A 26,555-nucleotide genomic window follows, 5' to 3' on the forward strand; every position below is an offset into this window, starting at 1 on the left:
CCGGGGCGGGCCTAGCGTGGGCAACGTCCTCCTCGGACCTCCTCCATCGCCCTTTCCCGCAAGGACCTTCCATGATCGAAGCCCATTCCCTCACCAAACGCTACGGTGAGCGCACCGCCGTCTCGGACCTCAGTTTCTCCGTGCGTCCCGGCATCGTCACGGGCTTCCTGGGGCCGAACGGCGCGGGGAAATCCACCACCATGCGGATGCTCCTCGGCCTCGATGCCCCCACCTCGGGACGCGCGATCGTGAACGGCCGCAGTTACGCCGAGCACCGGGCGCCGCTGCACGAGGTGGGCGCCATGCTGGAGGCGCGGGCGATCCATACCGGGCGCAGCGCCTACAACCACCTGCTGGCCCTGGCCGCCACCACCGGCATCCCGGCACGCCGGGTGAACGAGGTGATCGACCTGGTGGGCCTGCGTGAGGTGGCGAAGAAGCGGGTGGGCGGTTTCTCCCTCGGCATGGGGCAGCGGCTCGGCATCGCCAGCGCGCTGCTCGGCGACCCCGCGACCGTGATCCTCGACGAGCCGGTCAACGGTCTCGACCCCGAGGGCATCCTGTGGATACGCAATCTGCTCAAGGGGCTGGCCGCCGAGGGCCGTACGGTCCTGGTGTCCTCGCACCTGATGTCGGAAATGGCGCTGACCGCCGAGCACTTGATCGTGATCGGCCGTGGCCGGCTGATCGCCGACACCTCGGTGGCGGAGTTCACGGCCCAGGCCGCCGGAGACACGGTGCGGGTGCGCACCGCCGACGCGGAGAAGCTGTGCGAACTCCTGGTGGGCCCGGACGTCACCGTCGGCTCGCTCCAGCCCGGAGTCCTCGAAGTGACCGGCCTCAGCAGTGAGCGGATCGGACGCATCGCGGCCGACCACGCCATCGCCCTCGCCGAACTCACCCCGCAGCAGGCCTCGTTGGAAGAGGCGTTCATGGAACTGACCAGGGACTCCGTGGAGTTCCAGGCTCCGGCGCCCGAGCTGGTCGGCTCGGGCAACGAAGGAAGTGCGGCATGACGACGGCATCCATCATCCCCGCCGCGGCCCGCGGCGAGGTGACGCAGGTCCGGGTGATCCACTCCGAGTGGATCAAGCTGCGGTCGTTGCGCTCCACGCTCTTCACGCTGCTCGCCGCCGTCCTCGCGATGATCGGCCTCGGTCTGCTGTTCAGCTACTTCACGGCCGACCGCTGGGCGCACCTGCCCGCCGACGAGAAGGCCCACTTCGACCCGGCCCTGGTCAGCCTGCGCGGCTTCTACCTGGCGCAGCTCGCCGTCGGCGTCCTCGGCGTCCTCGTCGTCAGCGGCGAGTACGCGACCGGCATGATCCGCGCCTCCCTGTCCGCGGTCCCCCGCCGCCTGCCCGTCCTGTGGGCCAAGGCCCTGGTGTACGGCGTGGTCGCGTGGGTGCTGACGACGGTCGCCTCGCTCGTCGCCTTCCTGATCGGCCAGGCCGCCATGTCCGGCCACCACCTCGGGACCTCGCTGAGTGCGCCCGGCGTCACGCGGGCGGTGCTCGGCGCCGGGCTCTACCTGACGGTCGTCGGCCTGCTCGGGGTGGCCTTCGGCGCGCTGATCCGCAACACGGCGGGCGGCATCGCCAGCGTCTTCGGGGTGCTGCTGGTCCTGCCGGTGCTCGCGGAGGCCCTGCCGTCCTCGTGGTTCCAGAACATCAACCCGTACCTGCCGAGCACGGCGGGGCAGGGGCTGCTCCACATCCACCAGGAGCCGCATACGCTGGCCCCATGGACCGGGTTCGCGTTCTTCTGCCTGTACGCGCTCATCGCGCTGATCGGGGCAGGAGTGGCGCTCAAGCGGCGGGACGCCTGATGCGGAAGGCGCCGGCGGGCTCCCCGGCCGGTGGCGCCTCCCGCGGACGGTCCCGCCGGGCCGGGTCATGACGTACGGGCAGGGGACCGCCGCGAGGCGGTGGACGCAGTCGTGGCGCGCGCTCGTCGTGCGCGCCCGGCTGTGGGCCCATGCCCGGCTCTCGCCGCGCGCGGTCGACGCGCTCTTCACCGCCGCCCTCTTCCTGGCCCTCACCGGCATGGCACGGCGGCCGCTGCACGATCACCCCTGGGTCATCGTGGCGCTCACCGCCCCGATGGTGGCGCCCCTCGTGTGGCGTCGGCGCGCGCCCTTCGCGGTGTTCCTGACGATGTCGGCGGTCGCGTTCGCCCAATGGCTCGCCGACACCCGGCTTCCCGCCGACATCGCGCTCCTCGTCGGCCTGTACACGGTCGCCGCGTACGCGAGCAGGCGGCGCATGTGGCTGGCCATCGGTGTCCTCGAAGGCGGAGTGCTCCTGGCCGCGATCCGCTGGGCGCCGGACGACCGGGGGGCCGAGACGTTCATCGGGCTCTCCGCGATGGTGGTCGCCGCCTCGGTCATCGGCATCAACATGCGCGGCCGGCGCGCCGCGGTGGCGCTGCTCGAAGAGCGCGCCCAGCGCCTGGAGCGCGAGCGGGACCAGCAGGCGCAGCTCGCCGTCGCCGGAGAGCGGTCCCGGATCGCCCGCGAGATGCACGACATCGTCACGCACAACCTGTCGGTCATGGTCGCCCTCGCCGACGGCGCGGTCTTCGCGCAGGACCGTACGCCGGAGCTGGCCACCACGGCCATGCGCCAGGTCTCCACCACCGGGCGCCAGGCCATCACCGACATGCGGCGCTTCCTCGGCGTGCTGCGGGACGACGAGCCGGACGCGCTGCGCCACCCCATGCCGGCCATCGCTCAACTGGTGCCGCTGGCCGACCAGGTCCGCGCCGCCGGACTGCCCACCCGTCTGACGGTCGACGGCGATCCTTCGGGCGCTCCCGCCGCCGCCCAGCTGACCGTCTACCGGCTGGTCCAGGAAGCCCTCACCAACACCCTCAAGCACACGCCCCCGGGCACCGAGGCGACCGTGCGGGTCAGCTGCGCCCACCAGGAGATCACCGTCGACGTCACCGACAACGGCCCCGGCGTCGAGCTCCCCGCCACCCCGACCGGCCACGGGCTGCCCGGGATGCGGGAGCGGGCCGCCGCGTACGGCGGCGAGCTGACGGCCGGGCCCCGGCCCGGCGGCGGCTGGCAGGTCCGTGCCGTACTCGCCCTCACCCCTCGCCCCCGACCGGAACAAGACGTGGCCCCATGACCATTCGTGTCCTGCTCGTCGACGACGAGCCCCTGCTGCGCATGGCCTTCACCATGGTCCTCGACGCGCAGAGCGACATGGAGCCCGTCGGAGAGGCGGGCGACGGCGCCGAGGCCGTCCGGCTCGCGCACGAGCTGCGGCCGGACGTGGTCCTCATGGATGTGCGGATGCCCGGCACCGACGGCATCGAGGCGACCGAACGCATCGTCGCCGAGTCGCCGGAGTCGAAGGTCCTCATCCTGACCACGTTCGACCTCGACGAGTACGCCTTCGCAGGGCTGCGGGCAGGCGCCTCGGGCTTCCTGCTCAAGAACGCGCTGCCGCAGGAACTGCTCGCCGCGATCCGCTCCGTGGCGGCAGGCGACGCCGTCGTCGCGCCCCGCATCACGCGGCTGCTCCTGGAGAACTTCGCCCATCAGCTCCCCGCCGGCGCCGACGCCCGCGGCAGGGACGACCGGCTCGGCCGGCTCACCGCCCGCGAACGCGAGGTCCTCACGGAGGTGGGCCGCGGCCTGTCCAACTCGGAGATCGCCGCCCTGCTGCACCTCGCGGAAGCGACGGTGAAGACCCACCTGAACCGCATCCTAGTCAAGCTGGAGCTGCGCGACCGGGTCCAGGCCGTGGTGTTCGCCTACGAGACCCGGCTGGTGCGGCCGACGTAGCGGAGCCGCCCGAGGGGGCGGGCCGGGCATGCCCGGGGTGCGTCGTCGCGGGCCCGTCCGCCGAGCCGCGCGCCCCGGTGCGTCGGTCATCGGCCCGTCGGCCATGCCCGTTCACCCGCTGTTCGCCGTCCGGCCCTCCCCCGCCGGCCCGGATGTCGGCCCCTGCTGTCAGTCTCCGGACGATTTCCGGGACTCAGGAGGCCGCAGTGACCCAGCTTTCGCGCAGAACCGTCCTCAGGAGCACGGCAGCCGCCGGAGCCCTGGCCGGCGTGCCCGCCTCCGCGCTGCTGTGGAGCCGGCCCGCGGTCGCGGGTACCCCCGGCCCCGAGCAGGTGCACCTCCAGTACGGCAACGAACCCTCGCGCGAGATGACCGTCTCCTGGGCGACCGCCGCTTCCGTGCGCCGGCCCCGGCTCAGGCTCGGCACGGCCCACGGCGGATCCGGCCACACCCTCCGGGCCGAGACCCGGACCTACGTCGACGGCCTCAACAAGGTCGAGACGTACACCCACCGCACGAGGCTGCACGGCCTGCGCCCCGACACCGCGTACGTCTACGAGATCGTCCACGACGGAGCCGCCCCGGTCCGCGGGACCTTCCGTACCGCACCCGGCCGCGAGCGTGCGGCGTTCCGGTTCACCAGCTTCGGCGACCTGGGCACGGGGTCGGCCTCGTGGAGCAAGTCCGCCCTGCACGGCGCGGCCGCGGTGCGCCAGGTCGAGCGGTTCGACCCGCTCTTCCACCTCCTCAACGGTGATCTGGCGTACGCCAACAACAACCAGGACCGGCAGCCGCAGTGCTGGGACGCGTTCATGAACAACATGTCGGTCTCGGCCCGCAACCGCCCCTGGATGCCGGCGCCCGGCAACCACGAAGTCGAGGCAGGGGGCGGCGAGTTGGGGTACGCCTCATACCACACCCGGTTCGACCTGCCGGACAACCACAGCCGCGACTTCTGCGGCAACTGGTACAGCTTCCAGGTCGGTTCGGTGCTGTTCCTCTCGGTCGACGGCAACGACATCGCGATCGAGGACGACGCCAGCATCGACCCGGCCACCGGCCGGTCCGTCTACATCAGCGGATACAGCGAGGGCGCCCAACTGCGGTGGCTGGAAAGGACGTTGGCGCACGCCCGCGCGGGGCGCGAGGTGGACTGGATCGTCGTGTCGATGCACCAGTTCGCGATGTCGTCCTCGGCCGCGAGCCACGGCGGCGACATCGGCATCCGCGCCCAGCTCCTGCCCCTCTTCGACCGGTACGCCGTCGATCTGGTCCTGTGCGGCCACGACCACGACTACGAGCGCACCCACCCGGTGCGCGGCACCGACCCCGGCAGCCTGCTGCGGCCCGGCGTCGTCGACGACGGGCTCCGGGACATCGACACCTCCAAGGGCACGGTCCACCTGATCCTCGGCGGCGGCGGAACGGCCTCGCACGACGACACCTATCTCGGCGACCCGGACGGAAGCGGCGTCCCGGACGCCTTCGTACGCACCAAGCGCCTGCCGTTCAAGGCCGATCCGGACGCCAAGGAGAAGGCCACGTGGTCGGCGGTGCGCGACCCCGACACCGCCCACCCCTACGGCGTGGCGGTCTTCGACGTCGACCCCGGCCGCCTGCCCGGCGGACGCACCAGCATCACGGTGAGCTACTACCACTCCCAGGAGGCCACGACGGCCAACCCGTTCCCGACGCCCGTACTCTTCGACCGCTTCACGGTGCACCGCAGCCGCCGGGACGGCTGGACCGACCGCGACCGTCCGGCGGACGCCGAGGCTCCGGCCGTGCGATGACGTCCGCCGCATCGCCGGGCCGTCGCCCGGCGATGCGGCACACCGCGCGACAGGTCGCAGTGAGTAGCGCCTATGCTCCGATGCGTGATCACGCGTGGATTGGCGGCCGCACAGCGATGGCTGCTCGGTTTGATGCTGGGCTGCTACGCACTGGCCGGGGTGGTGCCCGGACCCGGCGAGATCCTGCGTGGCTCCAGACTCCCCTTCCCGTTCCCCTGGGGCGAGTTGACGCTGCCCATGGCGCTGCTGGCGGTCATGCTGGGCAACGCGGGCCTCGGCGTACGCGTCGGGGACGTCGGCCAGGTGGTCCGCCGGCCGTGGCGGCTCCTGCTGGGCATCGCCGCCAATGCGCTCCTGCCCGTCGTGCTCCTGCCGGCCCTCGCCTTCTTTCTCCGCTCGTGGCCCGACCCCTCGGAGGTGGAATGCCTGCTGGTGGGGGTGATGCTGGTGCTTGCGATGCCGATCGCGGGCGGGGCGGCGTCGTGGGGGCAGAACGCCGGCGGGAATGTGCCGCTGGTCGTGGCGATGGTCCTGGGCTCGACCGCGCTCAGCCCGCTCACCGTCCCGCTCGGGCTGCATCTGGCCGCGCGGCTCGTCGGCCCCGAAGGCGTCGGCGGCCTGGACGACACCACTCGTCTCGACGGGCTCGCCGGGACCGGAGCCGGTCCGTTCGCCCTGGCTTCGGTGGTGCTCCCCTGCCTGGTGGGGATCCTCGTCAGAGCCCTGCTCGGGGAAGGCCGGATCAGCCGGGTGCTGCCCTGGGCGAAGGCGGTCAACCTCGTGAACATCCTGCTGCTCTGCTACATCAATGCCGCCGGTGCGCTCGGCCGGGCGATCGCCCATCCCGACCCGGACCTGCTGGCCCTGGCCGTCATGGTGTCCGCCGCGGCATGCGCGCTCTCGTTCCTCTTCGGACGGTGGATGTCCCGCTGGACCCGGTGCGACGCCCCGGACCACGTCTCCCTCACGTTGGCCACCGGGATGAACAACACCAGCGCGGCAGCGGTCCTGGCCGCCGCGTGGTTCTCGCACCGCCCCGAGGTGCTGCTCCCGATCCTGTCCTACAGCCTGCTGCAGAAGACGATGGCCGGAGCCATGGGCCGCCCTCCGCGCGGCAGCGGTTCCACACCTCCGGCCGGCTCGCCCCGGCACCCCGCGGCACCCGTCACGAACACCGCGTGAACGCGCCCCCTGCAAGCGCCGCCCACGGTCCGGGGCGCCCCGGCCGCCGGCCGCGGCCTGCGACGCTCAGCCCAAGTCGGCCAGCAGCGCGGCCAGTTCGGCCTCCTGCCGGGCCGGGGGCGTGGGCGGGTTCGAGTGGTCGATGCCGAAGGTCATGAGCACTTGGTCCATCTGGGCGTCGATGGAGGTCCAGCCGGTGTCGTCCAGCGGCTGGAGCGAGTCCTGGTCGGCGTCCCACAGGTCACGCAGCGACTGGGCGGCCGCGTGGGCCCCGGCCGCGTCCCCCGAGCGTGCGTCCTTCAGCGAGGTGGACGCGAGGGTCCGCAGTGCGCCGACCTTCGCGGGAGGGAAGTTCTTCACCGCCTGGCCGGGAGCGAGCCGCACGGCGGAGGTGGTGTCGGTCTCGGGCGCGGGGCCGACGTGCGGCTGAGCGTGGGCCCAGGCCAGCAGGGCCGCGGTGGCGACGGCCAGCACGCCGAAGCCGCCCAGCGCGATGCGCTCCTTGGGCCGGTCGCCGACAACCTGCACGCGGTGGGCCGCCTCGCGGGTCTCGGTCACATCCGCGCGCGTCACCGTCAGGTAGACCACCGTCGCCAGGATCAGGCCGAGGAAGATCAGGCTCGTGGTGAACGTACCCAGCGCGAGACCGGTCGGGTCGCCCGGGTTCTGGGCGACCTTGGGGGACGCGAGCCAGTCACCGATGTTCGCGCCCAGCGGCCGGGTCAGGATGTAGGCGAGCCAGAAGGCGAGCACCGGGTTCGCGCCGAACCGCCACAGCGCCGTGATCGCCGCGATGAGGCCGAGCGGCAGCAGCACCGAGACGCTCGGGCTCCAGCCGGTCAGCTCCAGAGTCCAGTCGCCGGTGGCGGTACCGAGCGCGAAGGTGACCAGGACGGTGACCCAGTAGAACGACTCCCGCGGGAGCGTGGTGACCGAGTGGATCGACAGCGTGCGCTCACGCAGCCACCACGCGCCGAAGACCACCGCGAGCAGCACCGAGAAGACGGCGGAGCTGATCCACAGCGGCACGTTCAGCTGGTCGGTCAGGATGTCGGTGTACAGGGTGCCCGTGACGCTGACAACGACCACGGTCAGCCAGTAGGGGAACGGTACGTACCGCTTCAGCCGCAGCTGGACGGCGAGGGCCGCCACCAGCACCGCGGTGAAGATCCAGGCCGTGTTCACCAGGCCGACGCCCAGCTGGGTGTTGATCCAGTCGGCGAAGCTCTCACCGACCGTCGTGCACAGGACCTTGATCACCCAGAACCAGACGGTGGCCTCGGGGACCTTGTTGAGCATGAGCCGCCCGCTGCGCGCGCGTGCTTCGGTTGTCGTCGTCATGCGGGGAGGTTTGCGCCGGGAACCTGCAAGCAACCTGACTGCGCTGCGGGGAGCGTCACCTCGACGTGGCCGCGGCCGTCCGCGATCGCGCGGACCTCCACACCGGCCGAGGCGGCGATGCGCCGGACCACCGGAAGTCCCAGGCCGTACCCGTCGCCGCCGGTCACACCCGCTTCGAAGACACGGTCGACCTCCGCGGGATCGAACCCGGGGCCGTCGTCCAGGACATCGACCACGATGGCCTCATCCCGGCGGCGCGCGGTGATCCACACGCGCGACCGTGCGTGGCGCAGGCCGTTGTCCAGCAGGGGCGCCAGCAACGACACCGCGACGTCGGGCGCCAGGGCGACCTCGGCCTTCGCGGGGAAGGCGACCTCGACCGGACGGTCGGCGATCGCCCGCCGCGCGGCGGAGTGCAGATCGCACCGGGTCCCGGCGTCCGTCCGGGCGCGCGCGGCGCGCAGCAGTGTCGTGATCGCCGCACCGAGGCGGTCGACCTCGCTCAGCACCGCCTCCGGCGCCACCGGTTCGCCGGACAACTGCGCAAGCTGCGCCTCGCCCCGCAGGACCGTGAGGGGGGTCCGCAGCTCGTGGGCGATCTCATCGGTGAGGCGGCGCTCGTCCGCCAGCGCGTTGTCGACGCGCTCCAGGAGGCGGTCCAGGGTCTGCCCCAGTTCCCCGAACTCATCGCGGGGGACTCCGAGGTCGAAGCGGCGCCCCGGCTCGTGATGGCCCCAGTCGTCGGCGAGGGCGGCCATCTCGTGCACGACCCTCAGCGCGCGACGCACCACGAGGTGCGCGACCCCGCCGGCGAGGAGGACGGTGAGGCCGCCCAGTACCAGCGACAGGGTCAGGCTGTGCTGCTCGGATGTCTCGTACGGCGTGAGGTCGACCCGGACGATCACCATGACGTGGTGCCCTGCGATCGGGATCTCCCGCGCGTATAGGAGGTAGTGCGCGACGGTGGCGGTCTGCGAGCGCCCGGAGGCCGCCAGCGCCTCGACGTGTCCGACCATGCTGCCCGGAACGTTCCCGTCGATCAGGCGGCCGTCGGCGTAGACCCAGGCGACCTCGTCCAGCGCCTCGCTGCTGTTCTCCGTGAGGACCACGCGTCCGCCCACGCTGGTGACGTTCGCCGCGACGGCCTCGGCGCGGGTACGCGCCAGGTCGTGCGCGTCGGCGTCCGTCACCCGGCTGAGCAGCACATGCGAGACCACGACCAGGATCGCGACCACGGCGGTGGCGATCAGCACCGTGAGCGCGACGACCCTCCTGCGAAATCGCGTCACTGCCATCGGTAGCCCACACCGCGCACGGTCGCCAGACGCTCGGCCACGCCCAGCGGACCGAGCTTGGTCCGCAGCCGGCGCACGAACGAGTCGAGGGTGTTGTCGCTGACCTGCGCCCCATGGGGCCAGCCGGCAGCGACGAGCGCGTGGCGGCGTACCGCGTCGCCCTGCGAGGCGATCAGGCGGCCCAGCAGCCGGAACTCGGTCGGCGTCAGGTTCTCGCTCACCGCGTCGTAGGTCACCACGTGCTTCGCCGGATCGAGGACGACTTCGCCCCGTGCGGGCGCCGCGGTGGCCCGGCGCAGCAGCGCACGGACCCGCACCAACAGTTCCGGAATGTCGAAGGGCTTCGTCATGTAGTCGTCGGCGCCGGCCTCGAAACCGCCCACCTTGTGATGCAGGCCGTCCAGGGCGGTGAGCATCAGCACCGGCGCGTCGACGCCGCGCGCCCGAAGGGCCAGACAGACGTCGCGGCCGTCGGCGTCCGGCAGGCCGAGGTCCAGGACGATGAGACGGGGCGCCGGCGCGAGCTGCCGCAGCAGGCTGTCGGCCGTGGCGGCGACGGAGACGGTGTGGCCGTCGTGCTCCAGGGCCCGCCTGAGCACGCCGCGGACCGCCGCGTCGTCTTCGCACACCATGATGAAAGCCACCCGCTGACCCTAAGCACTCACGTCCCGCTTCTCCATCTGCCCTGATCAGCCGCCCTACGGTCGGAGGGTGCCGCTCCGGCCCGGTCTCGGGGGCGGCGCGGATGAGGGGGAGCGGATGAGGGGCAGCGGATGGGGGCAGCGGGCGGAGGGCGGTCGCGGCCCGCGTGCGGTCGACGTGTCCGCGCGACGAGCGGTCCCCCGCACCCCCGGATCACCGACGCGGTCGACCCTGCGGACCGCTGCCGTGGTCGCTCAGTCGCCCGACCTCCAGGCCTCGTTCCGCACAGGTGTCGAGGATGCGGGGCAGGGCGCCGAGCGCTGAGCGCCAGGCGCCGGGCGCGGAGGTGCAGTCGCAGTCGTGGAGCAGGATGGTGCCGCCGCCGTCCAGGTCGCGGGTGACGGTCCGGTGCACGGAGGACGGGGTGGCCCATGCGGTCCAGTCCTCCCCCCAGCAGGTCCACAGCACGGGCGTGAGGCCGAGGCGGCGGGCCGCGAGGTGAGCCGCGGTGGACATGACGCCGTAGGGCGGCCGGAAGAGCCTGGGCCGGCGGCCGGTGATCGCGGCCACCGTGTCGCGGGCGCGGGCCAGGTCGTCGTAGGTACCGAGGGGCCCGCGCAGGAGCAGCGGGCGGTGCAGCCAGCCGTGCACGGCGATCTCGTGGCCCGCCTCGGCCATCTCGCGGACCAGGGCCGGGGAGCGGCGGGCCTGCTCGCCGAGCAGGAAGAAGGTGGCGCGCACGCCGCGTTGGTCGAGCAGTTTCAGGAAGTGCGGAGTGGAGCGGGGGTCGGGCCCGTCGTCGAAGGTCAGCGCGACGTGGTCCGGTCTGCCGCGGCCCGCCAGCCGGGGCAGTACGCGGTTGCGCAGCGGTCCGAAGGTGGAGGCGACGGGGACGGCGTGCGCGGCGACGGCGCCGAGTGCCACCGCGCGGACGGTGCGGGCGGTGATCACGAGTGATGTCCTTGCGGCCGGGAGGCGTGGTGCGGCGCGAGATCGTCCAGGTCGAAGCCGTGGCCTATGGCGCGCGCCAGGCCCGGTCCGCCGTGGGCCGTCGCGACACCGGTGCCCACGGCGCAGGCACAGACGGTGCAGGCGGCCAGGGCCGTGGTGCCGAGCCTGCGTGACAGGGACCGCCGGCGGGTGCCACGCGGTGGGCTCGGGCGCCCCGGGTCCGGCCGGGGAAGGCCCGCGCGCAGGACGCGGGCTATCTCGGCGGCCGGACCCTGCCCGGACGACCGGGGGAACAGGGCGAGCCCGGTCTCGCGCTGGCGCGCCCCCAGCGGGCCCTCGATCAGGTCGTGCAGGACGGCCGCGAGGTCGGCCGGGTCGCGGATCCACACGGCGGCGCCCGCTTCGTCGAGGGCCGCGGCGTTGGTCAGGCCGTGGCCGGGTATGCAGCGGTAGCTGGCGACGGGCAGCCCGGCGGCGAACGCCTCCAGGGAGGTGAGCCCTCCGGCGTTCTGTACGAGGACGTCGGCGGCGTGCATCAGGCTGGGCATGTCGTCGACCCAGCCGTGGACGTGCTCGATGCCGTCGGCGCGCAGCCGGCGGGCGAGGGCCTCGTTCCGGCCGCACACGACGACGGGGACCGCGGCCCCGCTGTCCCGTACCTCCCGCGCCACCTTCCGCACCGGCCCGACGCCCCAGGACCCCGCGACGAGGAGGGCGAGCGGGGTGTCCGCGGGGAGCCCGAACCGGGCTCGTGCGCGGGCGCGCTGCCCGCTGTCGCCGGGCCGGAACCGCGGGTCGGCGACCGGGCCGCTCACCCGTACGTCCCGGGCGCCGGCGGCCCGCGCCTGCGCGGCGGGCACGGCGTGGGCCGCGAGGTGGACATCCACGCCGTCCGCGACCCACAGCGGGTGCACGGAGAAGTCGGTCAGGTAGGTGAGGACCGGGACCGAGAGTCCGCCGTCGCGCCGCAGGTTGCCGAGCACCCGGCTGGCCCCCGGATAGGTGGACACGATCGCGCGGGTGCCCGGCGCCAGGGCGCGCCGCACCCGGCTCTCGGCCGCGCGCAGCAGCAGCCGCGCCAGGGGCCCGCCGCCGCCCGCGCGCTCGGTGCCGGCGTAGATCAGCTGGTAGACCCAGGGTGCCCGGACGAGCATCCGGCGGTAGCCCTCCTGGACGGCCCGGCCGAAGCGGGCGGGCAGCAGGTCCAGGAGATCGTGCCGGTCCACGGTGAAGCCGTCCGCCATGAGCCGGCACTCCAGTTCGGCGGCGGCGCCGTCGTGGCCCGCGCCGACGCTCGCGGAGATGATCGCGATCCGGCGGGAGGGGGTCGCCCCGCTTCGCGGGCGCGGCGGCGCACCCGCGGGTGCGGGCCGGAGAAGGGTGTGTCCGGCATGGGGCATGGGTGGTCCTCCGCACGTCGGGAGAGCTGCGAAATACCTACAAGTTGTAGTAGTTCGCGGGTCGAAGCCCGGAGCATACCTCCTACAACTAGTAGGAGATGACGCGGTAGCCTGTCCGGACCGACGGCGAAGGACCAAAGGGAGCGGAGGGCGGACGGTGGACGGCCCGAAAGGCGACCCCGCGGACGGCGAGGGCGCCCTGCCCGGCAGGCGGGCGCGCGGCGCGCTCGAAAGCGATGTGCTGGCGACGCTCTGGGCGGCCGACGGTCCGCTGACCGCCCGCCAGGTCCTGGAGCGGCTGCCGGGCGACCTCGCCTACACCACCGTCCTCACCATCCTGTCGCGCCTCCACGACAAGGCCATACTCGTGCGGCGGCGGGAGGGCCGGGGGTACGCCTACACCCCGGTGCGGGACGAGGCGTCCCACACCGCCCGCCGCATGCGCTCCCTGCTGGAGGAGGGCTCGGACCGCGAAGCCGTCCTGACCCGCTTCGTCTCCGAACTCTCCACGCGGGACGAGGAGTTGCTGCACCACCTGCTGTCCGGGTACGACGCACCCGGCGAGCGCCCCGACGGGGAGCGGTGAGCCGGTGCTGATCAGCGTCTACGTTCCCTTCGTCATCACCACCGTCCTCGCGGTGGTCGCGCCGCGACTGGCGCGGCGGCTCACCCCTCGCCCCGCCGCCTGGGCGCTGGCCTGCGCCGCGCTCGTCACGGCGGTCGGCTGGGCGGGCTCGCTCGCCCTGCTGGCGTTCACCGGCATAGCGCAGATTCCCCAGGTCGCGGCCGAGGGGCACTGGTCGGTGGCCGCGGTGCGCGCGCAGGACCCGGTGTACGTCGCCGTCGCGGCCCTCAGCGCGATCGTCCTGGTGTCGAGCGTCGCCTCCCTTGCGGTGGCCGCCGTCCGCCAGACCCGCCGGGTGCTGCGCGCGCGCAAGGAGTGCGCCGAACTCCCGCACGGCTCAGAGCTGACCGTGCTCGACGACGACACCCCGCTGGCGTTCGCCCTGCCGGGGGCGCCCGGCCGCATCGTCGTCTCGCGGGGGATGCTGCGCCGACTCGGCCACGACGAGCGGACCGCCCTCCTGGCACACGAACGGGCCCACCTGCGCGGACGGCACTACATCTTCCTCAGCCTGTGGCAGCTCACCGCGGCCCTCAACCCTCTTCTGCGCCCCCTGGCCAGGGCCGGCGCCTTCGCCCTGGAACGCTGGGCCGACGAGGAGGCCGCGGCACAGATCGGCGACCGCTCGGTCGTCGCCCGAGCGGTCGGACGCGCCGCCCTCGCGACGGCGGGCACGCCCCGCCCCGGCCTCCTCGCCGCGACGGGCGGCGAAGTCCCCCAGCGCGTACGGGCCCTGCTGGCACCGCCCCCCGCCCCCCGCAGCCTGCCGTTCGTGGCCGGCGCCCTCCTGCTGAGCGTGTGCTGCGCGAGCCTGGCCAACGCCGCGTCCGACAGCGACGAGATCGTCGACAGCGCCAAGCGCGCCCAGTGCGCCGAACTGCCGGCCACGACAACGGCCCCACCCCCGACCCCCCACCACCACACCCCCGCCTTCCACTGCGGCCCCCACCACTGGACCCCCCACACCGAACACCGCTCCTAGCGACTCCGCGAACCCGGCCCCGGCCCAGCAGTTCGCCCCCTCCCGACCCTGCTCACCACGCCTCCGACTGCTCCCCCAACTCCTTTTCCAGCGGCGGCCGTTGGCGGCCCAGGGCTCGGAGGGCCAGGAGCGGGAAGGCCAGGACCGAGAGCATCGCCGCGCCCACCAGCGCGGCGGCCTCGTTCTTCTCCAGCACGCCGTCGTCGACCCCGATCGTCGTGATCGCGACGACCAGCGGCAGGCACGTCGCCGAGTAGAGCAGCAGCGACACGCGTTCGCGACGGGAGAGGTCGCGGGGGGCGAGCAGCCAGGCGGGGGCGCCGCGTACCAGGAGGAACAGGAGGAGGAAGACCAGGAGCAGGAGCAGGGGACGGCCGCCGCCGAGCAGGGCGTCGAGGTCGAAGTCGATGCCGGTCACGATGAAGAAGAACGGCACCAGGAAGCCGAACCCCATCGCCTCGATCCTGCCGAGGACTTCCGCACTGCTCTCGGGGGCCGCGCCGTTCAGGACCAGCCGGGTGAGCAGCCCGGCGGCGAACGCGCCGAGCAGGGTGTCCAGGCCGAACGCCACGGACAGGCCGAGCATGGCGGCCAGCAGCAGCATCACCAGGCGGACCGCGAACTGGCCGCTGGTGTGCAGCGTGGTGGCGACGACACGGGCGAACCACGGCGGGCGCGGCCGCATCGCCCAGCAGACGGCGCCCGCGGTCACCGCGGCGAACGCGGCGAGGACGGCGGTGGCCGCGCCCGGCGCACGCCCGCTGAGCAGCAGCGCCATCGCGATGATCGGGCCGAACTCGCCGACCGCGCCGAAGGCCATCACGACCGTGCCGAACCGGCCGTGCAGCACACCCGAGTCGCGCAGCATCGGCAGGACCGCCCCGAGCGCCGTGCTGGTGAGCGCGGTGCCGACGACGAAGCTCTTGGTCGCCTGCGCCCCGGTCAGCGCGAACGCGATGCCCAGGGCCACCGCGAGCGTCAGCAGCCACGCCCCCGCGGCCCGGCGCAGCGTGTCCCCGCGTACCGCCGCGAACTCGATCTCGTACCCCGCCAGGAAGATCATCATCGAAAGGCCCAGGTTGGACAGGGTGGCGATGAGGTCGTCGGAGTGCGCCCAGCCCAGGGCGTCGGGGCCGATCACGATGCCGAGGCCGATCTCGAAGATCGCCAGGGGCACCGTCAGCCATCGGGCCGCCGCGAAGGCGAGGAGCGGGGCCAGCACCGCGATGGCCATGATCAGGATCAGCGTCCCGGGAGATGACATGGATGTCCCGCTACGCCGGCGTCAGGAGCGTGTTCAGGCTCGTGACCGTGTAGCCGCGGGTTCTGACCGCGTCGATGATCTGCGACAGTGCCTGCGCGTCGAGGACGTCTCCCTGGCCGTCGAGCGAGCCGACGTGCATCTGGATGATCGCGCCGGGGCGCAGCGCGTCGACGGCCCGCTTGACGGCCTTCTGCACGGTCATGCCCGTGGCGGCGCCCTTGTAGCCGGTGGTGTCGGTGGTCCACTCGATGTCGGCGTACCCGAGCCGGTTCACCTCGGCGATCTGCTCGGGCGTGGTGTCTCCGTAGGGGAAGCGGAAGAAGGGGAGCGGCACGATGCCGGTGGCCTCGCGGATGGCCCGGTCGGCGCGGGTGATCTCCCCGGCCCGTTGCGCGGGGGTCAGCTTGCCGAACGGGGCGTGGCTGTAGGAGTGGTTGGCGATGCCCTGGCGCGCCGCCGCGATGGTGCGGGCCGCGGCGGGGTGGCGTTCCGCGAACTGGCCGGTGAGGAAGAAGGTCGCCGGCGCGTCCTGCTGGCGCAGCACCTCCAGGACGGTGGCGAGGCCCTGCTCGTCCCAGGCGGCGTTGAAGGTGAGCGCCACGGTGTGGGCGGTAGTCGGGATCCGCCGGACCTCGGCGCCGTACAGCTTCTCGACGGGGCCGGCGGTGCTCCCCGTGCGGTGCGTGCCGTACGAGGGGGCGACGGGCGCTCTGCCCGCCGCGGCGGCGCCCGCCGGGCCGGCCGGCGCGAGGGCGAGGGCGAGGGCGAGCGTGAACACGGCGGCCAGGGCGAGCGGCGCCCGGCGCGGCGTCGCCCGTGGGCGGGCCGGGTCGGGGGCCGTACGCGGCGAACCGAGGTGGAGGGCCGTACGCGGCGAACCGAGGTGGAGGGCCGTACGCGGGGAACCGAGGTCGGGGGCCATACGCAGGGAACCTACGGGGCCGCCCATTCCGCAGCGGGGTGCCGCGCAAGCCCGCCGCGACGATTTACCCACATAGGGCGAGAGCCGGTGTTCACGGAGTGACGAACCCGCACCGTCCGGGCGCACCGGGAGCAACGGTGATAACAGTTCGGGATTCGAGCCTTGACCGATGCACTAGGGGGACGTAACTTCGGACGTAACGACCCTGGTGAAATATACAGAAGGAGGCGATGCCGGATGTCCACCATCTCCGGACTGCTGCGCCTCGCTCACCAGGTCGCCTGGGCCCCCGGCCGTGTAGCACACGGCTGCTGAACAGCCCCCTTCCCGGCTCGCCGATCGCGGCTCCCGGGCTTCTCCGCTTCTCCTTTGCCGCTTAGGCACGTCGTTTCCGCCGCTCCGGCACGTCGTTGCGCGCCGATCTGTTGCGCTCCGGGTTCCCAGCGTTGCGCCACCAAATAGAGAAAGCTCCTGACATGGCTACTCAGATAGTCCGATCGACCATGCGCCGGAATGAGGACGTGCCATGGTAGCGGCGCGTATCACCGTCAATGGGAAGGAAACCCCGCTCGCTCCCGCCGCGGCCCACACCACGGTGCTGGACTTCCTGCGCGAGCGCGGCCTCACCGGGTCGAAGGAGGGCTGCGCCGAGGGTGAGTGCGGTGCCTGTTCGGTCCTGGTGGCGCGTCCCGGTGTGAACAAGCCGACGGACTGGGTGGCGGTCAACGCCTGCCTGGTGCCGGCCGCCGCACTCGACGGCCAGGAGGTCATCACCTCCGAGGGCCTCGCGACCGTCGGTGAGCCCGGCACGGCGCCCGTCCTGCACCCCGTGCAGGAGGAGATGGCGGTCCGCGGCGGCTCGCAGTGCGGTTACTGCACGCCCGGCTTCATCTGCAGCATGGCGTCGGAGTACTACCGTCCCGACCGCTGCGCGCACGAGACGCCCGCCGAAGGGGACGAGGCCGCCTCCGGCGACCACGAGCACGGCCCCAACGGCTTCGACCTGCACTCGCTGAGCGGAAACCTGTGCCGCTGCACCGGCTACCGCCCGATCCGCGACGCCGCCTACGCCGTCGGCGAGCCCGCCGAGGACGACCCGCTGGCCCAGCGCCGCGACCAGGCGCCGCCCGCGCCGGCCACCACCGAGTACACCCAGGGCGAGGCCACCTTCGTACGGCCCGACACCCTCGCCGAGGCGACGCGCCTGCTGCGCGAGCGCCCCGACGCGGTGCCCGTCGCCGGAAGCACCGACTACGGCGTCGAGGTCAACATCCGCTCGCGCCGCGACAAGCTCGTCGTCGCGATCGACCGGCTGCCCGAACTGCGCGAGCTGCGCGTCGAGTCCGACCACATCCTCATCGGCGCCTCGCAGGCGCTCACCGAGATCGAGCGCCGCCTCGACGGCAGCGTCCCGCTGCTCGCGGCGCTGTTCCCGCAGTTCGCCTCGCGCCTCATCCGCAACAGCGCGACCTTCGGCGGCAACCTCGGTACCGGCTCCCCCATCGGCGACAGCCCGCCGGTGCTGCTCGCGCTTGAGGCGTCGCTGATCCTCGCGGACGCCGACGGCGAGCGCGAGGTGCCGCTCGCGGAGTACTTCACCGGGTACCGGCAGAGCGTGCGCCGCCCCGACGAGCTGATCCGCGCGGTGCGCATCCCGACCCCGCTGTCGAAGGTCACCGCGTTCCACAAGATCGCCAAGCGCCGCTTCGACGACATTTCCAGCGTCGCCGTCGCCTTCGCCCTCGACATCGAGGACGGGGTCGTGCGCAAGGCCCGCATCGGTCTGGGCGGCGTGGCCGCGACCCCGATCCGCTCCCTCGCCACCGAGGAGGCCCTCGAAGGCCGGCCGTGGACGGCGGAGACCGTCGACGCGGCGGCGAGAATCCTGCGCGGCGAGGGCACGCCGATGAGCGATCACCGTGCCAGCTCCCTCTACCGTTCCGCGATGCTCGGCCAGAGCCTGCACAAGCTGTACGCGCAAACCACCGAGGCGGTTTCGTCATGAGCCATCTTTCCGAACTCCCGGAGAAGCCCGTCGTCGGCGTCTCCATGCCGCACGAGAGCGCCACGCTGCACGTCACCGGCACCGCGCTCTACACCGACGACCTGATCTACCGCACCAAGGACGTGCTCCACGCGTACCCGGTGCAGGTCATGAAGGCGCACGGCAGGATCACCGCGCTGCGCACCGAGCCCGCGCTCGCCGTGCCCGGCGTGGTGCGCGTCCTGACCGGCGCCGACGTGCCGGGCGTCAACGACGCCGGTATGAAGCACGACGAGCCGCTCTTCCCCGACGAGGTCATGTTCCACGGCCACGCCGTGGCCTGGGTGCTCGGCGAGACCCTGGAGGCGGCCCGGCTCGGCGCCGCCGCCGTGGAGGTGGAGCTCGACGAGCTGCCCGCCCTGGTCACCGTCGCCGAGGCGATCGCCGCGGAGAGCTTCCACGGTGCCCGCCCCCTGATGGAGACCGGCGACATCGACGCCGGCTTCGCGGAGTCCGCGCACGTCTTCACCGGCGAGTTCACCTTCTCCGGCCAGGAGCACTTCTACCTGGAGACGCACGCCGCGCTCGCCCTGGTCGACGAGAACGGGCAGCTGTTCATCCAGAGCAGCACCCAGCACCCCTCGGAGACCCAGGAGATCGTCTCCCACATCCTGGGCGTCCCCTCCAACGAGATCACCGTGCAGTGCCTGCGCATGGGCGGCGGCTTCGGCGGCAAGGAGATGCAGCCGCACGGGTTCGCGGCCATCGCCGCGCTCGGCGCCAAGCTCACCGGGCGCCCGGTCCGCTTCCGGCTCAACCGGACGCAGGACCTGACCATGTCCGGCAAGCGCCACGGCTTCCACTCCTCGTGGAAGATCGGGTTCGACGCCGAAGGCCGCATCCAGGCCCTCGACGCCACCCTGACCGCCGACGGCGGCTGGAGCCTGGACCTGTCGGAGCCGGTGCTCGCCCGCGCGCTGTGCCACATCGACAACACGTACTGGATCCCCAACGCCCGCGTCGCCGGCCGCATCGCGAAGACCAACACGGTCTCCAACACGGCCTTCCGCGGCTTCGGCGGCCCCCAGGGCATGCTGGTGATCGAGGACATCCTGGGCCGCGTCGCACCGCAGCTCGGCATGGACGCCATGGAGCTGCGCGAGCGCAACTTCTACCAGCCGGGCCGCGGCCAGACCACGCCGTACGGTCAGCTGGTCACCCAGGCCGACCGGATTTCCTCCGTGTGGGAGCAGGTGAAGGAGGACGGCGGCGTCGCCGACCGCAAGCGCGAGATCGCCGCGTTCAACGCCGCGCACCCCCACACCAAGCGCGCGCTGGCCATCACCGGCATCAAGTTCGGTATCTCGTTCAACCTCACCGCCTTCAACCAGGGCGGCGCGCTGGTCCTGATCTACAAGGACGGCTCCGTCCTGATCACCCACGGCGGCACCGAGATGGGCCAGGGCCTGCACACCAAGATGATGCAGGTGGCCGCGACCACCCTCGGCATCCCGCTGCACAAGGTGCGGCTCGCCCCGACCCGTACCGACAAGGTGCCCAACACCTCGGCCACCGCGGCGAGTTCGGGTGCCGACCTCAACGGCGGTGCGATCAAGAACGCCTGCGAGCAGCTGCGCGAGCGGCTCCACCAGGTGGCCGGTTCGCAGCTCGGCGGCAACGCCTCCGACGTACGCATCGTCGAGGGCGTCGCCCGCGTCCTCGGCAGCGACAAGGAGCTGGCCTGGGACGACCTGGTGCGCACCGCGTACTTCCAGCGGGTCCAGCTGTCGGCGGCCGGTTTCTACCGGACCGAGGGGCTGCACTGGGACGCGAAGACGTTCCGCGGCACCCCGTTCAAGTACTTCGCCAACGGCGCCGCCGCGACCGAGGTCGAGGTCGACGGCTTCACCGGGGCGTACCGCATCCGGCGCGTCGACATCGTCCACGACGTCGGCGACAGCCTCTCCCCGATGATCGACATCGGTCAGGTCGAGGGCGGCTTCGTGCAGGGCGCCGGCTGGCTGACCCTGGAGGACCTGCGCTGGGACACCAGCGACGGCCCGCACCGCGGCCGGCTCCAGACGCAGGCGGCCAGCACGTACAAGCTGCCGAGCTTCTCGGAGATGCCCGAGGAGTTCAACGTCACGCTGATGGAGAACGCCACCGAAGAGGGCGCCGTGTACGGCTCCAAGGCCGTGGGTGAGCCTCCGCTGATGCTGGCGTTCTCGGTGCGCGAGGCGCTGCGTCAGGCCGCCGCCGCCTTCGGGCCGAGCGGGACCAGTGTCGATCTGGCCTCGCCCGCGACCCCGGAAGCGGTGTACTGGGCGATCGAGGAGGTCCGCAAGGCCTCCGAGAACGCCACCGCCCTGAACGGTTCCGCCGCGAACGGCCATGCCTCCAACGGCAAGGTCCGGACCGGCGCTGCAGCGATGAGCGGTGCCTGACATGACGTGGGTCGCCGCGGTCGGACGGTTGCGGGCACGCCGGGAAGCCGGCGTCCTCGTCACCGTCGCGACCGTGCGCGGCCATGCCCCACGCGACGCCGGCGCCAAGCTGGTGGTGGGGCATCGGCGGACGTGGGGCTCGATCGGTGGCGGCAACGTGGAAGCCGTCGCGATCGACCGGGCCCGGGAGATGCTGGACGCATCCAAGCCCGAGCCGGAGCTGATCGACTTCGCCCTGAACGACAAGGTGACCAACCAGCACGGTGTCCAGTGCTGCGGCGGCACCGTGTCGGTGCTGCTCGAACCCCTGCCGGTGGTCCGGGCGGTGGCGCTGTTCGGCGTCGGACACGTCGGTCTGGAACTGGCGCGCATCCTGGCCCGCCAGGACCTCGATCTGCATCTGATCGACTCGCGCGCCGACATGCTCACCGAGGAGCGGCTCGACGTCCTCGGGGACGCGGTGGCGCAGGTGCATGTGCACCACACGCCGCTGCTGCCCGAGGAGGTGCTCGAAGAGCTGCCGCGCGGCACCCACGTGCTGATCATGACGCATGATCACGCCGAGGACGCCGCGCTGTGCGACGCCGCCCTGCGCACCAGCCACCTCGGGTCGATCGGGCTGATCGGCTCGGCGGCCAAGTGGGTGCGGTTCCGCAAGCGGCTCTCCACCGAGGGCGGTCACGACGACGCCACCATCGACCGGATCAAGACGCCGATCGGCCTGGCCGACGTCACCGGCAAGGAGCCCGCGACGATCGCCGTGAGCGTCGCCGCGGACCTGCTGCGGACCTTCGAGCACGAGATCGACTGACCACGGGACCGCCACCACCGAAAGGGCCCCCACGCTCGTGCGAGCGTGGGGGCCCTTTCGGTGCTACCCAGGTATTCAGGTACTCGGATGCTCGGGTGCTCAGTAGTCGATGCGGTCCGTCTTGGCGACCCAGGCGTCGAACGGCGCCGTACGGTTCGCCATCTCCACGCGCTCGATCTCCAGCGGCCACAGGTCCGCGGAACGCTTCTCGAAGAGGTCGTAGAACTTGCGGTCGTCGAAACCGGCCACCGCGGCGTCGTCGCGGTCGGCGGCGAAGATGATCCGGTCGACGCGCGCCCACAGGGCGGAGGAGAGACACATCGGGCAGGGCTCGCACGAGGTGACCAGGACGCAGCCGTCCAGCGAGAACGTGCCGAGCTTCTGGCAGGCGGCACGGATCGCGGTGACCTCGCCGTGAGCGGTCGGGTCGAGGTGCGAGGTGACGTTGTTGTTCCCGATCGCGACGACCTCGCCGTCCTTGGCGATCAGTGCGCCGAACGGACCGCCGCCGTTCAGCACGCTCGTCGTGGCGAGGTTGATGGCCTCGTCCAGCCAGGTGCGCTCAAGCTCCTGGATGCTCGTTTCGTGCGTGTGCACGGTCATGGTCTCTCCTTTGTCACTGACTGTGGGGAGTCCCCGCATGTGCGGCACACACGGGAGATCGGCGCGACTGGGGCCGAAGGGGAAGGCGGCTCGCCGACACCACGCACTTGGCACGACGGGTTCCGGTCAGCCCTGCACGCGAGGGCCCGGACAGGAACAGGGTGGGCATGAGCAGCCTCACTGTCCTTTCCGGGCCGTGTTCACGTGCTGTTAACGGGAATATCGCAAGTACATCCGCCCGGCCGTTTCACGGAAAGTCACCGAACCCATGAAGGACTTGGCTGGTCAGCTTGGTGAACTTGTAGAGTCGCACGAGAGGCGAACCCTTGCTTTGCAGGTGTGAATCATGGTGGGCCCCGTCGCGCGGCCTCCCGGCGGCCACCGCCACGAGACCGGCGCGAGGGGTCCTGTTCAGGCCAGATGATGCGTGTCGTTGAGGCCGCGCACCGTGGCGGTGCCGTCCTCGTCGTACGTCACGGTCGACACCGAGGCCGCGGCGAGGTCCATGCGGAACAGGCTGTGCGGCGGCGCCTGGAGGGCGAGGCGCACCAGGGTCCTGAGCGGCCCCACGTGGGAGACGACCAGCACGGTGGCGCCGGCGTACCGGGCGACGAGGCGCTTGCGCGCGGCGGTGGCCCGCCAGGTGACCTCCTGCATGGTCTCGCCGCCGCCCGAGGGCGCGGCCTCGGGCGAGGCGAGCCAGGCCGCCAGGTCGTCCGGGTGGCGCTCGCGCACCTCCCCGAAGGTCAGGCCCTCCCAAGAGCCGAAATCCGCCTCCCGCAGGTCCCGCTCGACCTGCGCGCTCAGCCCGAGGCGCGCGGCCACCGGCGCCGCGGTCTCCCGGCACCGCCGCATCGGTGAGGTGACGACCGCCTCGATGTCGCCGCGGCCGGCGAGGGCCTCCGCCGTCGCCAGGGCCTGGCGGCGTCCGGCCGGGGAGAGCCCCGGGTTGGTGCCGCCGCTGCCCGAGAGCCGCCGCTGCGGCGTGAGCAGGGTTTCGCCGTGCCGCAGCAGTACGAGCGTCGTCACCCCGCTCACTTCGCGGACTTCGCGAAGTGGTCGCGTACGGCGTCGGTCTGCTTCTCCATGACGTCGATGATCGCCTCGACGACCTTCTCGTCGGCGTCCTCGGCTATGTCCAGGACCCGCGACCAGTCGAAGAAGCTGCGGTTGGGGTCGTTGGTGATGGCGAAGACCCGGATGGTGGCCTCGTAACGGGCGACACCGCTGGTGGGGGCGACGGCCCGGTAGGACTGGGTGCGGTTGATCTCGTCGCGGGCGGCGATCTCCTGCTGCACGAGACGGCCGTTCAGCGTCAGCTTGAAGTCGTAGCGGGCCGGGACCGTGTCGACGGAGCCGCCCTCGGTCCAGGTGACGTCGCGGTGGATGTCCAGGTCGCCCGGGGAGACGATGTCCAGGATCTGCATGGCGTCACGGACGGTCGCCCACACGGTGTCCGGGTCGGCGTCGAGGATGGTCGAGTGGTACATGGTGTGCTTGCGCTGGATCGGCACGGAGTGCCCTTTCTGTTCAGGTGCTGGGGTGCTGAGTCGGCTGCGTGCGCTGCGTGTGCCGCGTGTGCTGATGGCTGCCGTACGGGGAGCCGCCCCAGGGGAGGGCCGCCGTACGGAGCGTGGTCAGACGGTCGTCTTGGTGACGAGGTGGTTGCCGAGGACCAGGTAGTCGATCTCGGTGCCCAGGAAGCAGTTCAGGGCGTCGGTCGGCGTGCACACGATGGGCTCGCCCGCGACGTTGAACGAGGTGTTGATCAGGCAGGGCACATCGGTCAGCTCGATGAACCTCCGCAGCAGCGCCGTGAGCCGCGGGGTGCCCTCGTCCGTCAGTGTCTGGATGCGGGAGGTGCCGTCCACGTGCACGGCGCCCGGGATGCGGTCCCGGTACTCCTCGCGGACCGGGAAGACGAACGTCATGTACGGGGAACTGGTCTTGCGCCCCATGTCGAAGATCTTCGGCGCCTGCTCTTCGAGGACCAGCGGGGCGAACGGGCGGAACGGCTCCCGGTGCTTGACCCGCGTGTTGATGATGTCCTTGATGTCGGTGAACCCGGGGTTGGCGAGGATGCTCCGGTGCCCCAGTGCCCGCGGCCCGTGCTCGACGCGCCCGTCGAACCAGCCGATGACGACCTTCTCCGTCAGGAGCTGAGCCACCCGGCCGACGACCTCGTCGTCGGCGAGCCGGGTCACGCTCACCCGGCCCGCGAACCCTTCGAGGGCCTCCTCGATCTCGGCCTCGCCGAACGAGGGCCCCACATAGGGGCTGACGGACGAGGCGGCGGCGTCGATCTCCGCGCGCCCGGTGCCGGGGTCGCCCAGCCAGGCGTGGGCGGCGGCGCCGATGGTGATGCCGGTGTCGGACGCGCCGAAGCTGACCTGCATGTCCTCGAAGCGGGAACCCTCGAAGAGCGGCGTGTTGTTGAGGCAGTTCAGGGCGACACCGCCCTCGAACAGGAGCAGGTCGAGGTCGGAGCGCCGCTCCAGGTGGCGGACCTGGTGGGCGGTGGCCACGTTGAGCATCTCCTGCGCCGCCGCCGAGACCCGCGCCGTGTAGGCGAGGGTGTCCTCGAAGGGCCCGAAGTACTCCTCGAACAGGGCGTCGTGGCTGTGCACGTCGTCCGTCCGGAGCGGCTTGCTGAAGGAGTACGTGCCGTCGTCGTGCAGGCGCAGCAGGTGCTCGACGAACGGGTTGGGCGACGGCGGGCCGGTGTATCCGGCCAGGCCCATCACCTTGTACTCGTCGTTGTTGGGGACGAAGCCGAGGAAACGGGTGATGGCGGAGAACAGGGTGCCCATGGAGTTCTCGGAGCCCGTCACGGTGGACTCGAAGACGGTGATCCGGCCGTCGCGGATCTCGCCCGTCAGGGTCGAGAAGCGCTCGGCGCGGCCGTCGCTCACGAGGAACGCGGCGTCCTTCATGCCGGCGAGGTAGTAGCCGGTCGTCGCGTGCGCCAAGTGGTGCGGTACGAAACGGACCTTGGCCGGGTCGGGACGGTACCCGGTGCGGGCCTCGAAGTCGGCGAGGATCGCCTCGTGGCTGACGACCTGCTCGAACAAGTCCCGCATGTCGCCGACGAGTCGGGCCTTGTCGTCCTCGGGAAGCGGTGCGGAGCCGATGCCGTCGACGATCTCGTCGAGCACCTGCGCGGACCAGTTCCAGGGGAAGGCGAACAGGTCGACGTCGTCGAAGGTGAGGCCGGCCTCCTTCAGGCACCACTCCACCGCGTGCTCGGGGAAGTCGGTGGTCTTCTTCACCCGGTTGAGGCGCTCCTCCTCCACCGCGGCGACCAGGCGGCCGTCCACGAGGAGCGCGGCGGCGGCGTCGTGGCCCAAGAGGTAGTGCTTGTTGATGCCGGTCGCGCCGAAGCGCTCGGAGAAGAACTCCGAGACCCGGCTGAAACCATTACATCCCAGAACGATCACTGCATTCCTTCCTGTTGCGGCCTGTTGGGGGCTCTACGTGACGACCAGCAGGTCGCGGAGGCGTTCCCCGGCCGCGGGCGCCTGGCACAGGCCCGCGCCGGTGAATCCGGCCGCGTACAGGAAGCGGCGGGTGGGGTCGGCGCCGATGAAGGCGGTGTTGTTGGGGCTGGCGTCGAAATCGCCCGACCAGGCGCGGTGCAGGCCGATGCCGTCCAGCGAGGGGAACAGGGTGCCGAGGTGGCCGGAGATCCGGCCGAGCCAGGCCGCGCGCTCCTCGCCGGGCCTCGGCGCGCCCATCGCGAGCAGGACGCGGTCCTTCCACGACCGGATCCGCAGCCCGGAAGAGGCGTGCATCGCCATCGGCAACTCGGCCTGCTGGAACGGCAGTTCGTCGGTGAAGAGCATCTCCATCGAACGTGGCGTCAGGGGCAGGTCGATGGAGGCCATGGAGGCCACCTCGCCGGACCACGGCCCGGCGGTGCACACCACGGTCGACGCCTTGATGGCGCCCCGCGGGGTGTGCAGGGTGTTGTCGTCGTCGATGCGCAGGACGGGCGTGTGGGTGAACAGCCGGGCGCCGTGGTTGCGGGCGCCGGCCGCGTAGCCGCGGACGATGTCGAGGCCCTGCACGTCGTACGCCTGGGGCGACCAGGCGGCGGCCAGCACGGCCCGCTCGTTGACCAGCGGGTTGCGTTCGGCCGCCTCGCGGGCGCTGATCAGGCCGACCTCGACGCCGGCGGCGCGCTGGGCCTGGAGGCCGGCCTCGAAGTCGGCGATCTGCTGTTCCTCGGTGAACAGCGCCAGGAATCCGAGCCGCTTCATGGCGAGCGGGGCCTCGGTGCGGCGGGCGAACTCGTGGTAGGCGTTCAGGCTCCGTACGGCCATCGCGCCGGTGCGGGGGTCGCCCGGGAAGTACGTGCGGACCATGCCCGCGGTGTGGGCGGAGGCTCCGCCGCCGAGGCCTCCGCGTTCGAGCAGCACGGTGTCCACGCCGGCTTCGGCGAGGTGGTACGCGGCCGAGGTTCCGATGACTCCCCCACCGATGACGACGGCATCGGCGCGGGCGGGCAGGGCGCTCAACTT

Annotated in this window: 22 protein-coding genes and 1 pseudogene; 11 read left to right on the top strand and 12 right to left on the bottom strand. The window is 72.2% G+C overall.

Annotated elements, in window-relative coordinates:
• Positions 1 to 71: 71 nt before the first annotated feature.
• The 6 genes from OOJ98_RS33325 (at position 72) to OOJ98_RS33350 (ending at position 6,771) form a co-directional block, all read left to right on the top strand.
• Positions 72 to 1,016 (top strand): ABC transporter ATP-binding protein, encoded by a 945-nt coding sequence (locus OOJ98_RS33325; RefSeq protein ID WP_267058868.1) that lies wholly within the window; start codon positions 72 to 74, stop codon positions 1,014 to 1,016.
• Positions 1,013 to 1,828 (top strand): ABC transporter permease, encoded by an 816-nt coding sequence (locus OOJ98_RS33330; protein ID WP_267058869.1) that lies wholly within the window; start codon positions 1,013 to 1,015, stop codon positions 1,826 to 1,828. The genes OOJ98_RS33325 and OOJ98_RS33330 overlap by 4 nt, the downstream gene beginning before the upstream one ends.
• 67 nt (positions 1,829 to 1,895) lie before the next feature.
• Positions 1,896 to 3,134: a sensor histidine kinase gene (locus OOJ98_RS33335; RefSeq protein WP_267058870.1), complete on the top strand. Its 1,239-nt coding sequence runs from the start codon at positions 1,896 to 1,898 to the stop codon at positions 3,132 to 3,134.
• Complete coding sequence (locus OOJ98_RS33340) at positions 3,131 to 3,796, top strand: response regulator transcription factor (RefSeq protein ID WP_267058871.1); 666 nt, start codon at positions 3,131 to 3,133, stop codon at positions 3,794 to 3,796. The genes OOJ98_RS33335 and OOJ98_RS33340 overlap by 4 nt, the downstream gene beginning before the upstream one ends.
• A 206-nt stretch (positions 3,797 to 4,002) precedes the next feature.
• Entirely contained in the window at positions 4,003 to 5,589 is a 1,587-nt protein-coding gene (locus OOJ98_RS33345) for a metallophosphoesterase family protein (protein ID WP_267058872.1), read from the top strand.
• An 84-nt stretch (positions 5,590 to 5,673) separates the two neighbouring features.
• The gene (locus tag OOJ98_RS33350; RefSeq protein ID WP_267058873.1) at positions 5,674 to 6,771 is read left to right on the top strand and encodes a bile acid:sodium symporter family protein; all 1,098 of its coding nucleotides are present in this window, start codon (positions 5,674 to 5,676) and stop codon (positions 6,769 to 6,771) included.
• 66 nt (positions 6,772 to 6,837) lie between these two features.
• Here OOJ98_RS33350 and OOJ98_RS33355 read toward each other — a convergent pair whose 3' ends face one another.
• From OOJ98_RS33355 to OOJ98_RS33375, 5 genes are all read right to left on the bottom strand, one after another.
• Positions 6,838 to 8,112: a hypothetical protein gene (locus OOJ98_RS33355; RefSeq protein ID WP_267058874.1), complete on the bottom strand. Its 1,275-nt coding sequence runs from the start codon at positions 8,110 to 8,112 to the stop codon at positions 6,838 to 6,840.
• Entirely contained in the window at positions 8,109 to 9,407 is a 1,299-nt protein-coding gene (locus OOJ98_RS33360; protein ID WP_267058875.1) for a HAMP domain-containing sensor histidine kinase, read from the bottom strand. The genes OOJ98_RS33355 and OOJ98_RS33360 overlap by 4 nt, the downstream gene beginning before the upstream one ends.
• On the bottom strand, positions 9,398 to 10,051 hold the full coding sequence (locus OOJ98_RS33365) for a response regulator transcription factor (protein ID WP_267058876.1): 654 nt from the start codon (positions 10,049 to 10,051) through the stop codon (positions 9,398 to 9,400). Before OOJ98_RS33365 ends, OOJ98_RS33360 begins: the two co-directional genes overlap by 10 nt.
• Positions 10,052 to 10,262: 211 nt before the next feature.
• On the bottom strand, positions 10,263 to 11,000 hold the full coding sequence (locus OOJ98_RS33370) for a polysaccharide deacetylase family protein (RefSeq protein WP_267058877.1): 738 nt from the start codon (positions 10,998 to 11,000) through the stop codon (positions 10,263 to 10,265).
• Positions 10,997 to 12,400 (bottom strand): glycosyltransferase, encoded by a 1,404-nt coding sequence (locus OOJ98_RS33375; RefSeq protein WP_267058878.1) that lies wholly within the window; start codon positions 12,398 to 12,400, stop codon positions 10,997 to 10,999. Before OOJ98_RS33375 ends, OOJ98_RS33370 begins: the two co-directional genes overlap by 4 nt.
• Before the next feature lie 157 nt (positions 12,401 to 12,557).
• Between OOJ98_RS33375 and OOJ98_RS33380 the strand changes: the two genes are divergently transcribed.
• On the top strand, positions 12,558 to 12,986 hold the full coding sequence (locus OOJ98_RS33380) for a BlaI/MecI/CopY family transcriptional regulator (protein WP_267058879.1): 429 nt from the start codon (positions 12,558 to 12,560) through the stop codon (positions 12,984 to 12,986).
• Positions 12,987 to 12,990: 4 nt separating this feature from the next.
• A complete protein-coding gene (locus OOJ98_RS33385) occupies positions 12,991 to 14,007 on the top strand; it encodes a M56 family metallopeptidase (RefSeq protein ID WP_267058880.1) in 1,017 nt (338 codons plus the stop codon).
• A 52-nt stretch (positions 14,008 to 14,059) separates the two neighbouring features.
• Here OOJ98_RS33385 and OOJ98_RS33390 read toward each other — a convergent pair whose 3' ends face one another.
• Both OOJ98_RS33390 and OOJ98_RS33395 read right to left on the bottom strand, forming a co-directional pair.
• The gene (locus tag OOJ98_RS33390; protein ID WP_267058881.1) at positions 14,060 to 15,271 is read right to left on the bottom strand and encodes a cation:proton antiporter; all 1,212 of its coding nucleotides are present in this window, start codon (positions 15,269 to 15,271) and stop codon (positions 14,060 to 14,062) included.
• A gap of 10 nt (positions 15,272 to 15,281) precedes the next feature.
• Positions 15,282 to 16,193 (bottom strand): polysaccharide deacetylase family protein, encoded by a 912-nt coding sequence (locus OOJ98_RS33395; RefSeq protein WP_267058882.1) that lies wholly within the window; start codon positions 16,191 to 16,193, stop codon positions 15,282 to 15,284.
• A 526-nt stretch (positions 16,194 to 16,719) separates the two neighbouring features.
• Between OOJ98_RS33395 and OOJ98_RS33400 the strand changes: the two genes are divergently transcribed.
• The 3 genes from OOJ98_RS33400 to xdhC are packed head-to-tail and all read left to right on the top strand — an operon-like array spanning position 16,720 to position 21,432.
• The gene (locus tag OOJ98_RS33400; RefSeq protein WP_267058883.1) at positions 16,720 to 18,198 is read left to right on the top strand and encodes a xanthine dehydrogenase small subunit; all 1,479 of its coding nucleotides are present in this window, start codon (positions 16,720 to 16,722) and stop codon (positions 18,196 to 18,198) included.
• Positions 18,195 to 20,621, top strand: a complete 2,427-nt coding sequence (xdhB, locus tag OOJ98_RS33405) for a xanthine dehydrogenase molybdopterin binding subunit (RefSeq protein WP_267058884.1) — start codon at positions 18,195 to 18,197, stop codon at positions 20,619 to 20,621. Before OOJ98_RS33400 ends, xdhB begins: the two co-directional genes overlap by 4 nt.
• Position 20,622: 1 nt before the next feature.
• Positions 20,623 to 21,432, top strand: a complete 810-nt coding sequence (gene xdhC / locus OOJ98_RS33410) for a xanthine dehydrogenase accessory protein XdhC (RefSeq protein WP_267058885.1) — start codon at positions 20,623 to 20,625, stop codon at positions 21,430 to 21,432.
• Positions 21,433 to 21,531: 99 nt separating this feature from the next.
• On the opposite strand, the gene OOJ98_RS33415 is transcribed toward xdhC, so the two are convergent.
• From OOJ98_RS33415 to OOJ98_RS33435, 5 genes and pseudogenes are all read right to left on the bottom strand, one after another.
• Complete coding sequence (locus OOJ98_RS33415) at positions 21,532 to 22,035, bottom strand: nucleoside deaminase (RefSeq protein WP_267058886.1); 504 nt, start codon at positions 22,033 to 22,035, stop codon at positions 21,532 to 21,534.
• Between the two features lie 411 nt (positions 22,036 to 22,446).
• Positions 22,447 to 23,058 (bottom strand): annotated as a pseudogene (locus tag OOJ98_RS33420) (histidine phosphatase family protein); the annotation flags it as partial.
• 11 nt (positions 23,059 to 23,069) lie between these two features.
• Entirely contained in the window at positions 23,070 to 23,549 is a 480-nt protein-coding gene (locus OOJ98_RS33425) for an SRPBCC family protein (RefSeq protein WP_267058887.1), read from the bottom strand.
• A 123-nt stretch (positions 23,550 to 23,672) separates the two neighbouring features.
• Entirely contained in the window at positions 23,673 to 25,472 is a 1,800-nt protein-coding gene (locus OOJ98_RS33430) for a carbamoyltransferase C-terminal domain-containing protein (RefSeq protein WP_267058888.1), read from the bottom strand.
• A gap of 33 nt (positions 25,473 to 25,505) precedes the next feature.
• Positions 25,506 to 26,552: an FAD-binding oxidoreductase gene (locus OOJ98_RS33435; RefSeq protein ID WP_267058889.1), complete on the bottom strand. Its 1,047-nt coding sequence runs from the start codon at positions 26,550 to 26,552 to the stop codon at positions 25,506 to 25,508.
• Positions 26,553 to 26,555: the final 3 nt, after the last annotated feature.

This window comes from Streptomyces sp. NBC_00083, from assembly GCF_026343295.1.
Taxonomy (GTDB): Bacteria; Actinomycetota; Actinomycetes; order Streptomycetales; family Streptomycetaceae; genus Streptomyces.